Raw genomic sequence first — 19,844 nt, forward strand, 5'->3', positions numbered from 1 at the left:
GCGATGCGCGGACGGTGGTGGGATCGGTCGGAGGTTCAGGTCACGCGCGCTGCAGGCGGACGCGTGGGTCGATGACGGAGTAGAGGAGGTCGACGATGAAGTTGACGACCACGATGAAGAGGGCCGAGAAGAGCACGGTGCCGACGATCATCGGGGTGTCGAGGTTGGAGATCGCGTCGAAGGCGAGCCGGCCGATGCCGTTCAGTCCGAACACGGTCTCGACGATCACGACGCCTCCGAGGAAGTATCCGAAGTCGAGTCCGATCATCGTGACGAGCGGGATCGCGACGTGCCGGAAGCAGTGGCGCCAGAGGATGGTCCGCTCGGGCATGCCCTTCGCCCTGGCCATCCGGACGAACGGCGAGTCGAGCGTCTCGATCATGTTCGTCCGCGTCATGCGGGCGTACCAGGCACCGCCGCCCGACCCGAGCGTGAAGGTCGGGAGCACGAGGTACCAGATGATCGGGTCACCGAGCCCGTTGAGCGGGAACAGTCCCCAACTGAACGCGAAGTAGTAGATGAGGAGCAGGCCGAGCCAGAACGACGGCGCCGACAGTCCGATCAGCGAGACGAAGGTCACCGTGCGGTCGACCCAGCCACCGCGACGGTAGGCGGCGTAGATGCCGGCCGGGACACCGAGGATGATCTGCCAGACGAGCCCGCCGATCGCTACGAGGACCGTCGTCGGCAGAGCGGAGACGATCCGCTCGAACACACTCGTCTCCCGCAGGACGTACGAGGTGCCGAGATCGCCGCTCAGGAGCCGGCCGATGAACCCGAGGTACTGCTCCCACAGCGGGGCGTCGAGGCCGAGCTGTGCGCGGATGGATGCGATCGTCTCGGCACTCGCGTTCGGCCCGGCGAGGGTCGCCGCCGGGTCCGCGGGGACGGCGTAGACGAGGAGGAACGCGAGGCTGACCACCCCGAAGAGGACGAGGGCCATCTGGCCGAGTCGTCGTGCAAGCCACCAGAACACGGTCTACCTCGCCATCGGTGCAGCTGAGTCGAGCATCTCGGACAACCAGTCGCCGACGAGGTTGAACGCCATCACCGTCACGATCAGGCAGATGCCGGGGATGAAGAGCATCCAGGGGGCGATCTGGAAGTAGGTGCTCCCGTCGGAGATCATCTGCCCCCACGAGGCCTGCGGGATCGGGACACCGATGCCGAGGAACGACAGGGCGCTCTCGATGAGGATCGAGGAGGCGACGCCGAGCGTGGCGTACACGATGATCGCCGGCAGCAGGTGCGGGATGATGTGCTTCCACATGATGCGGAGGTGCCCGACACCGAGCGTCCTGGTCGCGACGACGAACTCGCGGTGCTTCAGGGAGATGACCATGCCGCGGATGATGCGGGCGAGCGTCGTCCAGTAGATGAGGGCGATGACGATGATGACGTTCGTGGTACTCCGGGTCGTGACCGCGATGAGGGCCGTGCAGAGCAGGAGGATCGGGAAGGAGATGACGACGTCGGTGATGCGCATGAGCACCGCCTCGACGATGCCGCCGAAGTAGCCGGCGATCACCCCGACCGTCACCCCGACGATCGTCGCGAGTCCGTTGGCCACGATCCCGATCACGAGGGACACCTGCGTGCCCGAGATGAGCCGCGAGAGCACGTCGCGACCGAGCGCATCGGTCCCCAGGAGGAACCCGGGCGTCCCGGGCGGGAGCGGCTGCCCCTGCGGCCCGAGTCCGATGTCGTTGTAGGTCTGCAACGGGTCGTGGGGCGTGATGAGCGGAGCCAGCACCGCGATGAGCGCGATGAGGAGCAGCACGATGAGCGACACGAACGCCGCGGGGTCGCGTCGGAGACTGCGCAGCACCTCGCGGGCGCGCATCGGTCGGTCATCGTCGGTCGCCGCCAGGTCGACACCCTGGCCGATGACGGGAGGCAGTGCTTCACTCATGCGTCGGCTCCGATCCGAGCGGGTTCCGGGACCAGGACGGGATCCGCGAAGTGGCACGCCGCGTCCTGCCCCGATGTCGTGGTCCGCAGCGGCGGCGCGACGGTCCGGCAGACCTCCTGGGCCATCGGACACCGCGGGTGGAAGCTGCACCCGCTCGGCGGGTTCGCGGCGCTCGGCGGTTCGCCCGTGAGACGGACGCGCGGCAGGCGGGTCGAACGATCGCGGACGATCGGCTCCGGCACCGCCGACAGCAGGGCTCTCGTGTACGGATGCTGCGGGTTCTCGAAGATCTCGTCGCGCGTCCCGATCTCGACCAGACGTCCGAGGTACATGATGCCGACGTGGTCCGCCATGAACCGGAGGGTGGACAGATCGTGCGAGATGAAGAGGTACGCGAGACCGAGCTCCTCCTGCAGGTCCTTGAGCAGATTGAGCACCTGCGCCCGGACCGAGACGTCGAGCGCGGAGACGGCCTCGTCGCAGAGGATGAGGCGCGGATCGACGCAGAGCGCGCGAGCGATCGACACGCGTTGCCGCTGTCCGCCGGACAACTCGCGCGGACGCCGATCGATGAAGCTCCGCGACAGGCCCACCTGGTCGAGGATGCCCTCGACCGCCCGCCTCGGGTCGGTCGGCTTGGTGGTCCGGAGCGAGATCGCCTCGAGCAGGGTCTCCCCCACCTTCATCCGCGGGTCGAGCGAGTCGTAGGGGTCTTGGAAGATCATCTGCATCGTGCGGCGGTACTCCGCGAGCCGACGTCCTCGCAGCGCTCCCACGTTCTCACCGTTCAGCCGCATGCTGCCGGCGGAGGCCTGGTTGATGCCCATGAGCGTCCTGGCGATGGTGCTCTTCCCGGAGCCCGACTCGCCGGCGATGCCGAGGGTCTCGCCGGCACGGAGCTGGAAACTGACGCCCTGCACGGCGGGGACGCGGGACGCCCGTCGACCGATACCACCGGAGCGGCGGAACGTGACCTCGAGGTCCCGCACCTCGAGCAGCGCCTCGCCGGCCCGCGAGCGGCTGCTGGGACCGTTGACGAGGTCCGAACCGTCGAGCCGGCTCATGCGGCCGACTCCTGCTCGACCACGAAGGCCTCCGGTGCGACGACGCCGCACGCGACCCGCTGCCCGACACCGCCGAGCGGTGCCTGGACGAGCGCCGGGTCGTTCGTGAGACACGCGTCGACGGCTGCTGGGCAACGCGGCGCGAACGCGCAACCGCTCGGCCGACGGCCGGCCGTCGGTGGCGCCCCGGAGATGGTGCGGAGCCGCGGCGGGATCGGCTCGGACAACTTGAGGATGGAGCCGAGCAGCGCGTGCGTGTACGGGTGCTGCGGGTCGCCGACGATCTGCTCGGCCGTGCCCTCCTCCACGATGCGCCCCGCGTACATGACGAGGATGCGGTCGCAGAAGCTGGAGATGACACCGAGGTCGTGGCTGATGAGGATGACGCCCGTGTCCTGCTCGGAGACCATGTCGTCGAGCAGGTCGAGCACCTGGGCCTGCACGGTCACGTCGAGCGCCGTGGTCGGCTCGTCCGCGATCAGCAGCTTCGGTGAGCAGGCGGTCGCGATGGCGATGCAGACGCGCTGCCGCATCCCGCCGGAGAACGCCCCGGGGAAGTCGTTCATGCGCGCCTCCGCGTCGGGGATCCCGACGCGGCGCAGCAGGTCGACGGCGCGGGCGCGAGCGGCGACGCGGCCCATGCCCAGGTGCGTCTCGAGCGACTCCGTGATCTGCCGGCCGACCCGCATGAGCGGGTTGAGGCTCGACATGGGGTCCTGGAAGACCATCGCGACCTGCGAACCGCGCCACTGCTGCAGCGCCCGGTCGGAGTAGGCGAGGACGTCCTCCCCGCCGAACCGCACCGATCCGCCGGCGATCACACCGGGGTCCGACACGAGCCGCATCACGGCCTGCGACGTCAGGGACTTGCCGGAACCCGACTCCCCCACGATGCCGACGCGCTCACCCGCGGACACCTGGAACGAGACGCCGTCGACGGCGTGGAAGGGGTCCCCCGAGGAGGTCGGGAAGTCGACCACGAGGTTGGAGACGTCGAGCAGCGCACTCATGTCGCGTCCTTTCGGTGGGGGCGCCGCGGGTGGTCCGTCGAGGGACCACCCGCGGTTCGGGTTCCGTGGTGCGGTGATGCGGGTGGCGCGCCGGTGCGCCGGGTGATGCGTATCCGGTGGCTACCGCTTGGCGGTGCCGTCGGACTTCCAGTACTCGGCCATGTCCCAGCCCCAGATCGGCTGCGGGAAGTACCCCTCGATGCCGGTGCTGTGGAGCTCGGTCTTGGTACCGAAGTACAGCGGCACGATCGGGTTGTCGGCGAGCATGAGCTTCGACGCCTCCTCGTACTTCGCGGTCGCCGCATCCGGGTCGGTCTCGGCGAGCGCCTGGGCGACGAGGTCGTCCATCTCCGGGTTGCAGTAGTACGCGTAGTTGTGGCCCTGCGGGACCGCCGAGGCGCACGACATGAGCGCCTGCAGGAAGTCCGAGCCCTCGGGGTAGTCGGCCACCCAGAAGGTGAGGGCGAGCGGCGCCTTGCCGGCTCCCGCCAACTCGCTGAAGGTGTTCGGGGCCAGCGTCTGGAGGTTGACGTCGATGCCGATGGCCTTGAGGTCCTGCTGCATCTGCGGCGCCAGGGCCGAGAAGGGCGGGACGTTCCAGGCGTACATGTCGGTCGTGATGCCGTCCGCGAACCCGGCCTCCGCCAGCAGCTGCTTGGCCTTCTCGACGTCCTGTTCGTGGGTCATCTCGTCGCCCGTGTAGCCGAGGACCTTCGGTGGGATGAACTCGGTCGCCGCAGAGCCCTGGCCGTTGACGAGCTTGAGCAGCGCCTTCCGGTCGAAGGCGAGGGAGACGGCCTCACGCACCTTCGGGTTGTCGAAGGGGGCGGTGTTGACGTTCATCGTGAGGTAGTAGGTGCTCGGCTTCTCGATCTCGACGAGCTGATCCTTGAGCTTCGGATCCGAGGTCACCTGGATGAACTTTGCGGGCGGGATCGGGCTGCCCATCAGGTCGATGTCGCCCTTCTGCAGCATGAGCACCTGGTTGTCGGGGTCGACACCGAGGATCATGCGGATGTGGTCGACGTACGGACGCGGGGAGTCCCAGTAGTCGGCGTTGCGGTCGAGCGTGATCTCCTTGCCGGCGCTGAAGGTGTTCAGCGTGAACGGCCCGGAGCCGACGGGCTCGGTCGCGACGGTGCCGCCGCTGCCCTCGGGGATGATCGAGCCCGCGGGCATGGCGAGGATGTACTTGAACGAGGAGTTGGGCGTCGTCAGCGTGATCTTGAGGGTCTGATCGTCGACGACCTCGATGCCGCTCGGGAGTCCGGTCGGGTTCGCGGCGTATTCCTCGGCGCCGGCGATACCGCGCCAGAACTCGGCGAGACCCGCCTTCGTCGCGGGGTCGAGGACCCGGGCGTAGGAGTAGGCGACGTCCTTGGCCGTGAGCGGGTCGCCGTTGCTGAAGGTGAGCCCCTCCTTGAGCTTCATCGTGTAGGTGAGCCCGTCGTCGCTGACCTCCGGGAACGACTCGGCCGCCTGGAGCTTCAGCTCGCTGGTGTCGCGGTCGTAGTCGTACATGCGGTCGAACATCATCCGCATCATGTTCCAACACGTCGCTCCCGTGCAGACGGCCGGGTCGAAGGTCTCGGGGTCGGACGCCGCGGCCGTGGTGATCGTGCCGCCGTACTTGGGGTCGCCACCAGTGGCGGAGGTGCTGCCGCCGCCGGCACCGCCAGCGCTGCACGCCGTCAGAGCGACCGCGAGCGCTGCTCCGAGCAGCGCGCCTCGCAGTGATTTCTTCACTGAGTTCTCCTGTCAGGGTTGTGCCGGACCTCCTGAGGAAGCGAGCCGCCGACGGAACGTTCGTGTGCTGTTGGTGGACGATATCACAGACTGCACACTGTCGACAATCGACAACACCGATTCGTTTGAGCTAGGATTCGGGCATGGAAACTCTCGAACGAACCGGCTTGACAGGAGCCGCGGTCAACGAGCTGCGGGAGGCGATCCTCGAGGGTCGCCTCGTCCAAGGTGAACGCCTCAGCGAGGTCAATCTGTCGACCACCCTCGGCGTCAGCCGCGCCCCGGTGCGAGAAGCCCTCCTCCACCTCGAGCAGGAGGGGCTCGTCGTGTCTCTCCCGTACAAGGGAGCGTCGGTCGTCACGCTGTCACCACAGGACTTCCTCGAGTTGTCCACGCTCCGCACCGCCCTCGAACGGCTCGCCTGGTCGCGTGCGATCGAACGCACCGGCGACGACGAGGTCGCGGCCATGCGCGCGATCATCGAGGAGATGCGTGTCGCCGTGGAGACGGACCAGAAGGCGAAGCTCGTCCGACTCGACATCGACTTCCACGACCAGGTGTTCCTCCTGGCCGACCACTCACGGCTCTACACCGCCTGGCAGGCCATCAAGTGGCAGGTCGCGCTCTTCCTGCTCACCCGGCGTGTGAAGGTGGACGACTACCACAGCATCATCGTGCAGGAGCACACCGAACTCCTCGACCTGCTCGTCGAACGGCGTTCGGGTGCGATCGACGAGACCATCGAGCGGCACATCGGTTCCGGGTACGGGCGGGTCAGCGAACGACTGGCCGGAGACGCCCGCGCTGCTGCAAGCGACGGAGCGGTCGTCGAACCGGTGTGAGCCCTCGGGCGCGGTGACCCGTCAGGACTCGGAAGCGCTCGACGTGCGCCCGGCCCGGTGCCGACTCAGTCGTTGATGGCGGCGTTGGCCGCCTCCTGCGCCTTCTTGAGGCCGTCGGCGACGGGCGTCGTGCCGGCGAAGATCTCCTTGAAGATCGGGTCGTAGGCGGCGAGTCCCTTCGCATACCCGGCACCCGTCGGCGGTGCGATGGTCTTCGCGTCGTCGGCGATCACGTCGAAGAAGGGCTGAACGTCGACGTCCTGGCCCTTCCAGTAGTCGAAGTACTGCTGCTGAGCGGCGGTGACGGCCGGGACCGCCGAGCCGGATGCACCGACGGGCGCGTTACCCTCGGAACTGCCCAGCCAGGCGAGCACCTTCTTCACCTGGTCGGGGTGCTTGGTGGCCGCGTTGCCCGCTGCGGCGATCCCGTTCGTGACGCTGACCTTGCCCGCGGGCCGGCCGGGAGCTCGGCGACACCCCAGCGGAAGTCGGCGCCGTCGTGCACGGCCTTCAGGCTGTAGAGCCCCGACTGGAACATCGCGACCTTGCCCTGGATGAAGGCGTCGCGGGCGAAGTCACCGTCGGCGTTCGTGGAGGCGGCCGGCGGGGCGACCTTGGTGCCGTTGATCGCGTTCACGAGGTAGCTCACGGACTCGCTCGTCTTCGGGTCGTTGAACGCGAAGTCGTCGCCGTCCTGGTACTTCCCGCCGTTCGAGCCGATGAACGGCAGCAGCACGGCCTGCAGGTCGTACCCGAGGCCGGTGCCGTAGGTCGCGGGCGCCCCGGGGTTGAAGCCGGGCTGGTCGGCCGAGACCCCGGCCGCGTCCTTCGTCAGCTTCTTCGCCAGGGGCAGGAAGGTGTCCTTCGTCGCATCGGGCGACCAGGTCGCCTCCCCGAGTTCGGCGGGCTTCACGCCGGCCGCGTCGAGGAGGTCGGCGTTGTAGTAGACCGCGATACCGGCGTCGGACAGCTGCGGAACGGCCCAGAGCTTGTCGTTCCGGGTGAACTGGCTGACCACGCTCGGTGCCCAGTCCTTCGAGGCGTCCTTGCCGAGCGTCTGCCCGACGTCGAGCACGCTCCCGCTGTCCGCGTACCCGGCGAGATAGGAGTTGTTCAACCAGAAGACGTCTGGAGCGCTGTCCGCCGCGACGTCGGTGCGGAGCTTCGTCCAGTAGTCGGCCCATTCGACGACGTCGACGCGGACGCGGATGTCGGGGTTCTCGCGCTCGAAGGCGGCGAACGAGGTCTCATAGGCGTCGGCGACGGCGGAATCCCAGACGCGCACGGTGACCGTCGTGCGCTCCGTGGATCCGGCTGCGCAACCGCTCAGCATCAGGGCGGAGGCGGCCGCGATCGCGAGGGCGGCGTGTCTCTTGAGCATGAGGATCCTTCGTTCCGTGAACCTCAGGGAGGCTAGCAGTTCAGTCTGAACGCCCGCGAGCTGTCAGAAACGGTCAGTGTGACGCCGTCGGACTGTGCGTTCGTGACAGTTCGCGGGCAGGTGGGGGCGTCACCGGGAGGACCACCAGTCGAGGAGGCGACGGGTCGCCTCCTCCTCGCCGAGCGGGCCCTCGTCGAGACGCAGTTCCAGCAGCCAGCGGTACGCCTCGCCGACCTCGCGACCGGGTGCGATGCCCAGCACCTCCTGGATGCGGTTGCCGTCGAGGTCGGGCCGGACGGACTCGAGCTCCTCCTGCTCCTGGAGCTCGACGATGCGCTGCTCGAGGTCGTCGTAGGCGAAGCCGAGGCGGTCGGCCTTGCGCCGGTTGCGGGTCGTGACATCGGCACGGACGAGCATGTGCAGTCGCTCGAGCAGCGGACCGGCGTCGCGGACGTAGCGCCGCACCGCGGAGTCGGCCCAGACGCCCTCCGAGTAGCCGAAGAACCGCATGTGCAGTTCGACGAGCCGCGCGACGCTCTTGATCGTGTCGCCGTCGTACCGGAGCGCGGTGAGGCGCTTCTTGGCCAGCTTCGCCCCCACGAGGTCGTGGTGGTAGAAGGTGACGGCTGCGCCTGGTCCGGTCTTCTTCGTCGCCGGCTTGCCGATGTCGTGGAGCAACGCGGCCCAACGCAGGACGAGGTCGGGCGCCTCACCGGGGTGTCGCGAGTGCTCGTAGCCGATCGCCTGCTCCAGCACCGTGAGCGAGTGCTGGTAGACGTCCTTGTGGTGATGGTGCTCGTCGGGCTCCAGCCGGAGTGCCGGCAGCTCGGGCAGCACGAGGTCGGCGATGCCGGTGTCGACGAGCAGCTCGAGGCCCGCGCGCGGGTGGTCGGTCGCGAGCAGTTTGCCGAGCTCGGCCTGGACGCGCTCGGGGCTCACGATCGAGATGGTCTCGCGACGCTCCTCCATCGCCTCGATCACGTCGTCGGTCGGCCGGAAGCCGAGTTGCGAAGTGAACCGCGCGGCCCGGAGCATGCGCAACGGGTCGTCGCCGAAGGACACCTCGGGCGAGCTCGGCGTCCGCAGCAGGTGGGCGACGAGGTCCTCGACGCCGCCGGACGGGTCGACGAGGGTGATCTCGGGGATGCGGAGCGCCATCGAGTTGACGGTGAAGTCGCGCCGACGCAGGTCGTCTTCGAGGGTGTCGCCGAACGCGACGACCGGCTTGCGGGTCACGCCGTCGTAGGCATCGGCCCGATAGGTGGTGATCTCGACCGTGTCGGCGTGCTCGACGCCGTCGTCGTCGATGACGGTGACCTTCGCGCCGATCGTGCCGAAGTCGCGGCCGACGTCCCACCAGACGCTCGCCATCGGCTTGAGGACCGCGAGGATCTGGTCGGGCGAGGCGTTCGACGTGAAGTCGAGGTCGCTCACCGTGCGACCGAGCATCGCATCGCGGACCGGTCCGCCGACGAGGGCCAGTTCGTACCCGGCTTCGGCGAACGCCGACGCCACCCGAGCGACCACGGGCGACGAGGCCAGGTCCTGCAGGCGCACCAAGGATTCCGCCACGCTCACCATGGGGTCAATCGTACCCGGACGCCGCCCGCGACCCCGTCGCCGTCAAGCCGCGAGCGCTCCTGGGCGACGGCCGTACAATAACGAGGAACCCACTCCCCAGCAGACCAGAGGCGGACACGATCACGAACGAACTCGACGACCAGCGGCCAACCGTCGGCACTCAGGCACCGACGGCCTTCACCAGTACCGTGAAGGACCCGATTCCGCCGGAACTCCCGTTCACCACCGCCCCTGAACTCGTCCTCGTGACCGGAAGTTCACGGTCCCAGCGCTTCGACCGACCGGACGTCGTGCAGCGCAAGGGCGTCTACACCCTCATCAACGGTCACCTGACCCCACAGCAGTCGATGGTGGAGGACCTGCTCGCCGTCGCCGACGTGCTCGATGCGGCCGAGATCGAGTACCTCCTCATCCGGGGCGAGCACGACCGCCCGGTCATCGTCGTCGACCGCTCCCTGCGCAAGCGCCTGCAGACCGCACTCGCGGAGGCGTTCGCCGACGAGCCCTTCTACAGCGTGCCGCTCAAAGCACGCATGTCGACGATGAAGCCGGCCGGCGATCCGCACCTCCTCTCCGACGGCCTGCTCACCGGTGCCCGCAAGGCCGAGGTGTTCCGGCTGTACCGGCCGCGCATCGAACCGCTCGGTCGCCTCCGCTACGGCATGGAGACCGCCCTGCAGCTCGAACTCTGGCGCTTCGGCGACGAGGAGATCACCGCGCCCGTGGAGAACGTCCTCATGCGGACGTACATGCCGCGGACGGAGGCCGTCGAGACGACCGTCGAACGCTACGGCCGCAGCTGGCGGACGCTCGAGCACATGTTCGGCGCGCTCGCGAGCGACGTCACCTTCGACATCGACCTCGTCTTCTCGTGGGTGGACGGCTCCTCCGAGGAGTTCCAGCGCGCCCGCGCCAAGCGGATGCAGAGCTACGTCGTCGGCGACGGCGACGACTCCGACGCCCGTTTCCGCCAGATCAACGAGCTCAAGTACGCCCTCCGCAGCGTGCACACCTTCGCCCCGTGGATCCGACGCATCTTCATCGCGACCGACTCCCCCGCGCCCGAATGGCTGGCGGAGCACCCGAAGGTCACCATCGTGCGCAGCGAGGAGTTCTTCCGCGACCTCGACGCCCTGCCGACGCACAACTCCATGGCCGTCGAGAGCCAGCTCCACCGCATCGAGGGGCTGTCGGAGCACTTCCTCTACTCCAACGACGACATGTTCCTCGGGCGACCGATCAGTCCCGAACTGTTCTTCTCACCGGGCGGCATCAGCAAGTTCGTGGAGGCGACCACCCGTATCGGCCTCGGGGCGAACGACCCCTCGCGCAGCGGCTTCGAGAACGCGGCCCGCGTGAACCGTCGGCTCCTGCACGAGCGCTTCGGACGCGTCACCACCCGCCACCTCGAGCACTGCGCCGCCCCCCTCCGCCGGAGCATCATGGCGGAGATGGAGCGGGAGTTCGCCGAGGAGTTCCGCGCGACCGCCCACAGCGCCTTCCGCGCTGCGGACAACATCTCGGTGACCAACTCGTTCTACCACTACTACGGCCTCATGACGGGTCGCGCGGTCCAGCAGACCCAGGCGAAGGTCCGCTACATCGAGACGACGCTCAAACAGTCGCTCGGGCAGATGGAGCGACTCCTCAAGCGACGCGACCAGGACATGTTCTGCCTCAACGACGGTAGCCGGCCGGAGATCTCGGTGGAGCAGCGCACCACCGCCGTGATCGACTTCCTCGAGCGGTACTTCCCGTTCCCGGCGCCATGGGAGCGCGAGGCGGCCGTGCCGAACGCGCTCGAGATCGAGCCCGCCAAGCTCAGCTGACCGCCCTTCGACAGGCTCAGGGACCGGAGTGGAGCTCCGAGACCGCTACGGGACGATGCGCTCTGCGCGGAGTCGGTCGAAGATCGCGGAGAAGGCGTCCAGCGTCCGCCGGTAGCCGGTGAAGCCAGCGAGTCGACTCTTGCTCATGTCGGTGACGACCTCGATGTCCCGGCCGAGGTCGCCGTCGGTGTGCCACCACGACGCCACGCGGGAGAGGTCGGCCTCGACGAGACCGTGTTCGGCCACCACCTCGGCCCAGGTGCCCTCGACGCCCGCCATCTGCTGCTCGAGCGGACGCGGCGCGGTGTCGAAACCCTCCGGCTCGACGCCGAGGTGCGCCGCCAGGCGCGGCCACATCCAGCGCCAGCGGAAGACGTCGCCGTTGACGATGTTGAACGCCTCGTCCGCACCGGCCGGTGAAGTCGCCGCCCACAGCATCTGCTCGGCGAGGAGTCCGGCGTCGGTCATGTCGGTGAGGCCGTTCCACTGGGTCTCGGAACCGGGGAACACGAACGGTCGGTCGAGTCGCTTGCAGAGCGCCGCCTGCACCGCGAGCGTGGACGCCATGTTCATCGCGTTGCCCACCGCATGTCCGATCACGGTGTGGGAACGGTGCACCGACCAGGTGAAGCCCGCTCGCGCAGCCGCGGCGAAGAGCTCGTCCTCCTGCTCGTAGTAGAAGTTGGGCGTGTCGAGTCGCTCCTCGTCCTCGTGGAACGGGGTGTCGGGCATCTCTCCCGCCGCGTAGGCCTCGAACGGGCCGAGGTAGTGCTTGAGGCCGGTGACCAGGGCGACGTGCTGAACGGGCTCGGCGGCGAGGGCGGCGAGCAGGTCGCGGACCATGCCGCCGTTGACCCGGATGTTCTCGGCCTCGGTGTCCTGACGCGACCAGGCGGTGAAGAAGACGTGGGTGACACCGGTGCCGCCGAGGGCGTGCGCGAGGTCGTCCGCGTCCCGGAGGTCGGCCGCGACGTGTTCGACCTGCGGGTGGGCCGCGGGCGCGCGGCGAGAGAGGGCGAGGATCCGCCAGCCGCCGTCCTCGAGGAGCTGCGACACGATCGCGGAACCGGTGATGCCGCTGGCGCCGACGACGAGTGCGGTGCGGGGTGCTTCTGGGGAGGTCATCCGTCCACGATAGGCGCGTCCGACCGGGGAGGCTCCCGGAACGGCGGACCCGCCGGGTTGCGGTACCCTGCCGCGGTGCGGCCCTTCGACAGGCTCAGGGACCCGAAGCAAGCTCAGGGATCGGTCGTCGTCAGACGAGGACGCCGATCGGCATCGTCAGCGGCGGCTCCGGCTGCACCGGCACCGTGTCCGACACGGGCAGCTCGATGCCGTCGCGAGCGAGCAGGCGCGCACTCTCCTCGGCGTCGATGTAGTGCAGCGGCGGGGTCTCCCCCAGCGGCACCACCGAGTGCAGGACCGTCTTGCCGTAGACGTGGACGAGGTTGAACGCCCGCGCGCCGTCGCGACCACGCGTCCCGCCGACGGGCACGTTGAGGTCCTGCGTGTAGCACGTGGCCGACGCGACCGACACCGGGATGCCCGCGAAGGTCGCGGTCGACGAGTAGTGCAGGTGCCCGGCGATGATGCTCCGGACGTCGGACCCCTCGAGCACTTCGGCGAGCTTCGCCTGGTCGCGCAGCTCGACGCTCACGGCGAGGTCGAGCACGCTCGGGACGGGCGGGTGGTGCATCGCGAGGATCGTGCCGTGAGGCGCCTTCGTCGAAAGCTCCTCGGCGAGCCAGTCGAGCTGCTCGTCCGACACCTCACCGTGGTGGCGCCCGGGGACGCTCGAGTCGAGGGTGATGACGCGGAGGCCGTTGACGTCGTAGACGCGGTCGACCGGTCGGGTGGTCGGCACCTCACCGAACAGCCCGGCCCGGAACGCCTGGCGGTCGTCGTGGTTGCCCATCACCCAGATGATCTGCGATCCGAGGCGCTCGGCGACCGGCTCGACGATCGAGCGGATGCGGTCGTACGCGTCGGGTTCGCCCTTGTCGGCGAGGTCACCCGTGAAGACGATCGCTTCGGGCCGACCGCCGGACGCCTCGAACTCGGCGAACAGGTGACGCAGGTGCGTCTCGCTGTCGACACTGTCGTAGAGGCTCCCCCCGCCGGCGAGGAGGTGCGTGTCGCTCACATGGAGCAGGAAGTGATCGGGCCTCGGGTACTCGGCCGTGCGAAGACTCACGTGACAACTCTCGTTCGAGCGATGCTCTCCGAACCGCATCGCAGCTGTTTGACCATCTGACCAGACTCGGTTGAACGGCGACGGAACGCCACGCTACGACGCGGGAAACTCGTGAGCAAGGTCAGGAGCCGACATCCAGGGGACTCACACCTGACGGTGGGCTGCGGGAGGATGTCCGCATGCCCTACCTCGACGACGATGAGCAGCCGCTGCAGCGGATCGATCTGGCGCAGATCCCCCCGACCGGACGCCGGTTCCGACTCGAGCGGCGGATCGGGTTCCAGGAGCACGCCCCTGACGGTCCCGTCGTGTGGGCACCGGCGTCCGACGACGGGCACGACGGCGACCGCGCGGAGGGATGGACCGACCTCGCGTCCGTCCCGGGCGTCCTGTGGAGCTTCATCGGCAGCTACGGCCGACAGTCCGCGCCGGCCGTCGTGCACGACCACCGCGCGCTCCTCGCACTCGGGCTCCCGGCGGACCAGGCACTCGAGCAGCGGTTCGAGGACGATCGACAGTTCCGCGTCGGACTCCGCCAGCAGCGGGTGCCGCTCCTCCGGGCCTGGCTCATGTGGGCCGTCGTGTCGGTCGAGCGGTACGTCAGGCACGCTCCAGGCGTCGCCGCCGTGCTGATCGGGCAGTCGGTCCTCGGGGTCCTGGCCGTCTGGGTCGCGACGATCGGACTCGTCACGCCCGTGCTCGGCGCTCCGACGCCCGGGTGGCTCGGCCTCGCGATGGCACCCGCGGTCCTCGCCGTGTGCTGGCGGGAGGAACGGAGACTCCTCGTCTGGCTGCCGTACGCCGGTGCGCTCCTCGGTCCCCTGCTCCTCGTCCAACTCGCAGCGGTCGGGGCGTTCCGCCTCATCGAACTCCTCGTGCGGGAGACCATCGACCGCCCGTTCATCGACGACTCCCCCGGCCCCGTCGGCCCGCCGACCCTCCGCTGACCGGTTCCCTGTCTCAGGAACGCCTCGGCGTGTCGAGCGCGGGGGACCCGACACGCCGAGACGCTCCTGAGACAGGGACGGAGCAGGGGTCCGGTCAGGCGCCGGGGAGGGTGCCGAGTCCGTCGACGACCGGGATCGCCGCGAGCAGCCGCTGCGTGTAGGCGTCCTGCGGGTCGGACCAGACGCGGTCGACCGGACCGTGCTCGACGATGCGACCGGCGCTCATGACCGCCACGTCGTCCGCGATGACCCGGACGACGGACAGGTCGTGGCTGATGAAGAGGAGCGCCGCACCCGTCTCGACCGCGAGCTTCCGCATGAGCTTCGCCACCCGTGCCTGCAGGGAGGCGTCGAGCGACGCGATCGGCTCGTCACCGATGAGCAGCTCGGGACCCGCCGCGATCGCCCGGGCGATCGCGATGCGCTGCCGCTGGCCGCCCGAGAACTGGTGCGGATAGCGGGTGCGGCTGGCTGCGTCGAGCTCGACGTGCTCGAGCAGCTGACCGACATCCCACGCGTCGCGCACCGGGTTGACCCGGAGGCCGTCCTCGATCTGACTCCCGACCGTGCGGCGCGGGTTCAGCGAGGCGTACGGGTTCTGGAAGACCATCTGGATCCGCAGCAGCTCGGGTGCGCGCTTCCGGAGACCCAGCTTGCCGATGGGTGTCCCGTTGAACGTGATCGCGCCACCCGAGGTCGGTTCCAGCCCACAGACCGCTCGTGCGAGGGTCGACTTGCCGCAGCCCGACTCCCCCACCAGGCCGAGCACCTGTCGCGGCTCGAGGTCGAAGCTCACGCCGTCGACCGCGTTCAGCGTGCCGCGACCGGGCAGCTTGTACGTCACATGGACGTCGTCGAGGTGCAGCAGCGTCATGACGCCGCCTCCGTTCCCGTGTCGGGCAGCGCGTCGATGAGCGCCTTGGTGTACTCGTGCTGCGGAGCGGTGATGACCTGGTACCGGCTGCCGTGCTCGACGATCTCGCCGAGCCGCATGACCGCGATCGTGTCGGCGAGCGCCGACATCACCCCGAGGTCGTGGGTGACGAGGATGATCGCGATCCCGAGCTCGTCGCACAGCTTCCGCAGCAGGCGGAGGATGCCGGCCTGGACCGTGACGTCGAGGGCCGTGGTCGGTTCGTCGGCGATGAGCACGGAGGGCTCGCACATCAGCGCCGAGGCGATCGCGATGCGCTGCAGCTGTCCCCCCGAGAACTGGTGCGGGTACTTGCGCAGCGCCGCCTCCGGGTTCGGGACGGCGACGAGGCCGAGCATCTCGAGCGCCCGCGCGTGGGCGGCCGCCTTCGAGGCTCCCGTGTGGTGCCGGTAGTGGTCGACGAGTTGGGCCTCGACCGTGAGCATGGGGTGCAGGCTCGCGGTCGGGTCCTGGAAGATCATCGCGATCTCCGTGCCGCGGTACCGGTTCATGGTGCGCTGCTTGAGCCCCACGAGTTCGGTGCCGTCGAAGCGGATGCTGCCGCCGAGGTCCGCTCCGGCCGGCAGGAGCCCGCAGATGGCGAGCCCGGTCATGGTCTTGCCGGACCCCGACTCACCGGCCAGCCCGGTGATGCGACCGGCGGGGACCTCGAGGTCGATGCCGCGGAGGATCTGCTTGGTGGCGGCGCCGCGACCGAAGCCGAGCGTGAGCCCCTCGATGACGATCCCGCCGCCACCGCCTGCTGCCTGCGTCATGTCGCGTCCTTTCGGGTCGCCCGCACCGCGTGCGCCGCTCACAGTGCGCGCCCCTGCACGGCTTCCTGCGACCGGGGGTCGAGGGCGTCGCGAAGGGCGTCGCCGAGGAAGTTGAAGGCGAGCACCACCGTGAGGATGGCGAGTCCCGGGAAGACGGCGATCCACCAAGACGAGAAGTTCTGCACCCCGTCGGACACCATCGCACCCCAGTCCGGCGTCGGCGGGACGGCACCGAGACCGAGGAACGAGAGACCCGACAGCAGCAGGATGGCCGTGCCGACGTCGAGCGTGGCGAGCACGACGACCGGCGACACGACGTTCGGCAGGATGTCCTTGCCGAGCGAGGTGAACGGCCCGTTGCCGAGCAGACGACCGGCGATGACGTACTCGGCTCCCCTGGCTCCGATGACGAGTGAACGCGTCACGCGGGCGTACGCCGGCCACGACACGATGAGCATCGCGATGACGGCGTTCGTGAGGCTCGGGCCGAGCGCTGCGGCGATGACCATCGCGAGGATGATCGTCGGGAACGCGAACACGAGGTCGGCGATCCGCATGATGGTCTCGTCGAGTGCCTTGCCGAAGTAGCCCGCGATCGCGCCGAGCAGCGAACCGATGAGCATCGCGAAGATCACGAGCATGAGGGCGAGCGGAATCGAGACCTGCGCGCCGCTGACGACCCGGGACAGGACGTCGCGGCCCACCTGGTCGGTGCCGAACCAGTGCGCGGCACTCGGGGCCTGCAGCCGGTCGAAGTCCTGGGCGAGCGGGTCGAACGGCCGGATCCACGGCGCGAGCAGCGCGACGAGCAGCCAGAAGAGCACGATGACACCACCCGCGACGGCGAGCGGAGTGCGCAACTGCTTCGAGATGCGGAGGCGGCCCCTGCGCTTGGTCTGGACGGCGAGGACGTCGGTCATGCCACCCTCACTCTCGGGTCGATGAAGCCGTACAGCACGTCGACCAGGAAGTTCAGGCCGATGTACACGAAGCCGACGATGAGCCCGACGCCCATGATCGCGGGCAGGTCGAGCTTGGTCGCCGCGGAGTACGCGTACTCGCCGAGGCCGTGCCACGAGTACACCTTCTCGACGAGGACCGTTCCGGACAGCAGCGATCCGAAGGCGACGCCGAGCACGGTGATGATGGGGACGAGCGCACCGCGGAGCACGTACCGGGTCACGACGACGTGGCCGGGAAGGCCTTTCGCCCGCGCTGCCCGGACGTAGTCGAGGTCGAGCACCTCCAGGATCGCCGACCGCGCGAACCGGGTGAGCAGGCCGATCGTGTAGAGCGCCAGGACGGAGGCGGGCAGGATCAGGTGGGCGATGGCGTCGCCGAAGGTCGACCACTGGCCGGCGAGCAATGCGTCGACCGTGTACATCCCGGTGACCTTCGGTGGCGGGATCGCCGCGGGCGAGAGCCGCCCGGAGCCCGGGAACCAGTGCAGCTGGGAGAAGAACACGAAGTAGACGACGAGTGCGAGCCAGAACGACGGCACCGAGATGCCGATGAGACTCACGACCCGGATGACCTGGTCGGTGATCGTCTTCCGGCGCAGCGCGGCCCACATGCCGAGACCGACGCCGATGACGATCGAGATGACGATGGCGGTGAGCGCCAGTTCGGCCGTGGCCGGGAAGGCGCGACCGAGTTCGTCCGCGACGGCGCCCCGGGTCTGCTGCGAGGTCCCGAGGTCACCCTGGAACAGGTTCGCGACGTAGGTGACGTACTGGACGGGCAATGGCTTGTCGAGGCCGGCGTTCTCGCGGAACTGCGCGACGATCGTCGGGTCCGCCGCGGCCTGCTCACCGAGCGCCGCCTGCACGGGGTCCGCGGGCACGAGGTTGGTCAGCGTGAAGGTGACGAGCGTCACCCCGAACATCAGGAGGACCGTGAGTCCGAGCCGGATGCCGAGGTAGCGCGCGAGCGGGTGGAGACCCGCTCGCGCGCTGGACGTCGTCGGCGCGACGCTACTTGATTCCGGCAAGGTCGACGGTCCACGTCGGGTTCAGCGGAACCTCGGTGATCGTGGTCGCGGTGACCACGTTCTGCGCCGGCTGCAGGAGCGGGATGAACGGTCCGCTCGCGTTCTGCGCCTTCTGGAGGTCCTGGTACGCGGCGGCACGGGCGTCCGTGTCGGTCGCGGCGAGCGCAGCGTTCGCGAGGTCGGTCACGGTCGGGTCGGCGCCTGCCGGCCAGCCAGCGCGGAGGCCGACGAGCTCACCCGGCGTGAACGCGAGGTAGTTCGACGGGTCCGGGAAGTCCGGGCCCCAGTACCAGAGACCCACGGTCTCCTTGCCGTCGCGGTAGGCGTCCAGCTCGGTGGCGACCGGAGCCGGGGCCAGCGTGATGGTGATGCCGACCGACTTCAGCTGCGCCTGGACCGACTCGGCGATGCTCTGGAGCGACAGCCCCTGCACCGTGATGTCGTTCGGGAAGTTCAGGGTGACGGCTTCGCCGGCGTACCCGGACTCCTTGAGCGCAGCCTTCGCCGCATCGGCGTCGAACTGATTGCCGTCGGCGGCGTCGAGCGCCCCGTTGAAGATCGAGGGGATGAAGCCACCGGGACGGACGGAACCGTCGCCCGCGAGGTCGACGATCCTGTCGTAGTCGATGCCGAGCTTGACGGCCTCGAGGAACTTCGGGTTGCTCGTGATGTCGCTGATCGCGGGGTCCTGGTTGAGCATGAGGAAGATCATGTAGCGCGAGGGGTTCGCGATGATCTTCACCTTCGAGTCGTCGAGCTCGGAGACCTGGTCGGGGTTCAGATCGAGGGCGACCTGCGAGTCACCGGCCTCGACGTTGAGCTTCTGCGTCGGGCCCTGCACGTTGCGGAGGACGACGCGCTCGTACGCGGGCTTGGTCCCCGTGTACTCGGGGTTCGCCGTGAAGACGACCTGCGAGGCGGCGTCGAAGGACTCGAGCTTGTACGGGCCGGAGCCCGCGGACGTCGTGTTGAGGAACGACTCGGCCGCATCGTCGGCGGTCGCGCTGCCACCGTTCTCCTCGACGACCTTCTTGTTCACGACACCGAGGGCCGGGTTCGGAAGGATGAACGGGAGGGCGGGGTTCGGCGTCGCCGAGGTGAGCGTGAGCGTCGTGTCCGAGGTCTTCTCGATCGTGACGCCGTCGAGCAGGAAGGACGGGTTGCCCTTCACGCCCTGGACGCGCTGCAGCGAGAACACCGCGTCGTCGACGGTCACGTCGGAGCCGTCGGAGAACTTCTTGCCGTCCTTCATCGTGAGGGTCATCACCGTGTTGTCGGCGTTCATCTCGTAGCTCGCGAGGCCGTCGACGGGCGCGGTGACGTCGTCGTCCTTGAAGGTGAGGAGGGTCTCGTAGAGCGCCTTCGCGACGATCGAGCCGGTGGTCTCGTACTCGCGGTTCGGGTCGGCGGTCTTGAGGTCGAAGGACGCGTCGACGACGAGCGACTTGCCCGCGCTGTCATCGGAGCCGCCTGAGGGGGAACAGGCGCTGAGCGCGAGGCCGGCGGCGAGGGCGAGGCCGAGGGCCGCCATGCCGCGCCGGCTGGTGCGGCTGAAGGATCGTGACAAGGTGGAGCTCCTTATCTGGTTGGAGGGATGAGCTGAAAGTAGTGCGATACGCGATCATTCGTCAATCCACAAGCCGTTATCAAAGAAGAAAT

The 19,844-nt window shown here is 68.8% G+C and carries 18 protein-coding genes; 3 read left to right on the forward strand and 15 right to left on the reverse strand.

Annotated elements, in window-relative coordinates; genetic code table 11:
• Window positions 1-40: 40 nt before the first annotated feature.
• From BWO91_RS19140 to BWO91_RS19160, 5 genes are all read right to left on the reverse strand, one after another.
• Window positions 41-976: an ABC transporter permease gene (locus tag BWO91_RS19140; protein WP_071262055.1), complete on the reverse strand. Its 936-nt coding sequence runs from the start codon at window positions 974-976 to the stop codon at window positions 41-43.
• 3 nt (window positions 977-979) lie between these two features.
• Window positions 980-1,912, reverse strand: coding sequence for an ABC transporter permease (locus tag BWO91_RS19145; RefSeq protein ID WP_197478999.1), 933 nt, complete (start codon window positions 1,910-1,912; stop codon window positions 980-982).
• The gene (locus tag BWO91_RS19150) at window positions 1,909-2,976 is read right to left on the reverse strand and encodes an ABC transporter ATP-binding protein (protein WP_079003714.1); all 1,068 of its coding nucleotides are present in this window, start codon (window positions 2,974-2,976) and stop codon (window positions 1,909-1,911) included. The genes BWO91_RS19145 and BWO91_RS19150 overlap by 4 nt, the downstream gene beginning before the upstream one ends.
• On the reverse strand, window positions 2,973-3,986 hold the full coding sequence (locus tag BWO91_RS19155) for an ABC transporter ATP-binding protein (RefSeq protein WP_064294094.1): 1,014 nt from the start codon (window positions 3,984-3,986) through the stop codon (window positions 2,973-2,975). The genes BWO91_RS19150 and BWO91_RS19155 overlap by 4 nt, the downstream gene beginning before the upstream one ends.
• A gap of 120 nt (window positions 3,987-4,106) precedes the next feature.
• Complete coding sequence (locus BWO91_RS19160; protein ID WP_079003715.1) at window positions 4,107-5,732, reverse strand: ABC transporter substrate-binding protein; 1,626 nt, start codon at window positions 5,730-5,732, stop codon at window positions 4,107-4,109.
• Between the two features lie 143 nt (window positions 5,733-5,875).
• Between BWO91_RS19160 and BWO91_RS19165 the strand changes: the two genes are divergently transcribed.
• Entirely contained in the window at window positions 5,876-6,574 is a 699-nt protein-coding gene (locus tag BWO91_RS19165) for a GntR family transcriptional regulator (protein WP_064294092.1), read from the forward strand.
• Window positions 6,575-6,639: 65 nt separating this feature from the next.
• On the opposite strand, the gene BWO91_RS20355 is transcribed toward BWO91_RS19165, so the two are convergent.
• From BWO91_RS20355 to BWO91_RS19175, 3 genes are all read right to left on the reverse strand, one after another.
• Window positions 6,640-6,957 (reverse strand): hypothetical protein, encoded by a 318-nt coding sequence (locus tag BWO91_RS20355; protein WP_240555600.1) that lies wholly within the window; start codon window positions 6,955-6,957, stop codon window positions 6,640-6,642.
• Window positions 6,954-7,955: an ABC transporter substrate-binding protein gene (locus tag BWO91_RS19170; protein WP_240555601.1), complete on the reverse strand. Its 1,002-nt coding sequence runs from the start codon at window positions 7,953-7,955 to the stop codon at window positions 6,954-6,956. The genes BWO91_RS20355 and BWO91_RS19170 overlap by 4 nt, the downstream gene beginning before the upstream one ends.
• Before the next feature lie 129 nt (window positions 7,956-8,084).
• Window positions 8,085-9,536 (reverse strand): CCA tRNA nucleotidyltransferase, encoded by a 1,452-nt coding sequence (locus BWO91_RS19175; protein ID WP_079003716.1) that lies wholly within the window; start codon window positions 9,534-9,536, stop codon window positions 8,085-8,087.
• A gap of 188 nt (window positions 9,537-9,724) precedes the next feature.
• Here BWO91_RS19175 and BWO91_RS19180 point away from each other — a divergent pair, with 188 nt between their 5' ends.
• Window positions 9,725-11,365, forward strand: coding sequence for a stealth family protein (locus BWO91_RS19180; protein WP_399542858.1), 1,641 nt, complete (start codon window positions 9,725-9,727; stop codon window positions 11,363-11,365).
• Between the two features lie 45 nt (window positions 11,366-11,410).
• Here BWO91_RS19180 and BWO91_RS19185 read toward each other — a convergent pair whose 3' ends face one another.
• Both BWO91_RS19185 and BWO91_RS19190 read right to left on the reverse strand, forming a co-directional pair.
• Window positions 11,411-12,490, reverse strand: coding sequence for an SDR family oxidoreductase (locus BWO91_RS19185; RefSeq protein ID WP_079003717.1), 1,080 nt, complete (start codon window positions 12,488-12,490; stop codon window positions 11,411-11,413).
• Window positions 12,491-12,620: 130 nt separating this feature from the next.
• Window positions 12,621-13,559, reverse strand: a complete 939-nt coding sequence (locus BWO91_RS19190) for a phosphodiesterase (RefSeq protein ID WP_240555602.1) — start codon at window positions 13,557-13,559, stop codon at window positions 12,621-12,623.
• 179 nt (window positions 13,560-13,738) lie between these two features.
• On the opposite strand from BWO91_RS19190, the gene BWO91_RS19195 reads away from it, so the two are divergent.
• The gene (locus tag BWO91_RS19195) at window positions 13,739-14,506 is read left to right on the forward strand and encodes a DUF1353 domain-containing protein (RefSeq protein WP_079003720.1); all 768 of its coding nucleotides are present in this window, start codon (window positions 13,739-13,741) and stop codon (window positions 14,504-14,506) included.
• 94 nt (window positions 14,507-14,600) lie between these two features.
• Here BWO91_RS19195 and BWO91_RS19200 read toward each other — a convergent pair whose 3' ends face one another.
• The 5 genes from BWO91_RS19200 to BWO91_RS19220 are packed head-to-tail and all read right to left on the reverse strand — an operon-like array spanning window position 14,601 to window position 19,752.
• Window positions 14,601-15,380: an ABC transporter ATP-binding protein gene (locus BWO91_RS19200; protein ID WP_079003721.1), complete on the reverse strand. Its 780-nt coding sequence runs from the start codon at window positions 15,378-15,380 to the stop codon at window positions 14,601-14,603.
• The gene (locus BWO91_RS19205) at window positions 15,377-16,195 is read right to left on the reverse strand and encodes an ABC transporter ATP-binding protein (RefSeq protein WP_064294086.1); all 819 of its coding nucleotides are present in this window, start codon (window positions 16,193-16,195) and stop codon (window positions 15,377-15,379) included. Before BWO91_RS19205 ends, BWO91_RS19200 begins: the two co-directional genes overlap by 4 nt.
• Before the next feature lie 38 nt (window positions 16,196-16,233).
• Window positions 16,234-17,115 (reverse strand): ABC transporter permease, encoded by an 882-nt coding sequence (locus BWO91_RS19210; protein ID WP_064294085.1) that lies wholly within the window; start codon window positions 17,113-17,115, stop codon window positions 16,234-16,236.
• Complete coding sequence (locus BWO91_RS19215; RefSeq protein ID WP_240555603.1) at window positions 17,112-18,185, reverse strand: ABC transporter permease; 1,074 nt, start codon at window positions 18,183-18,185, stop codon at window positions 17,112-17,114. Before BWO91_RS19215 ends, BWO91_RS19210 begins: the two co-directional genes overlap by 4 nt.
• Window positions 18,169-19,752, reverse strand: coding sequence for an ABC transporter substrate-binding protein (locus BWO91_RS19220; RefSeq protein ID WP_205847554.1), 1,584 nt, complete (start codon window positions 19,750-19,752; stop codon window positions 18,169-18,171). Before BWO91_RS19220 ends, BWO91_RS19215 begins: the two co-directional genes overlap by 17 nt.
• Between the last annotated feature and the right edge of the window lie 92 nt (window positions 19,753-19,844).

The sequence above is a fragment of the Plantibacter flavus genome (genome assembly GCF_002024505.1).
Lineage (GTDB): Bacteria > Actinomycetota > Actinomycetes > Actinomycetales > Microbacteriaceae > Plantibacter > Plantibacter flavus_A.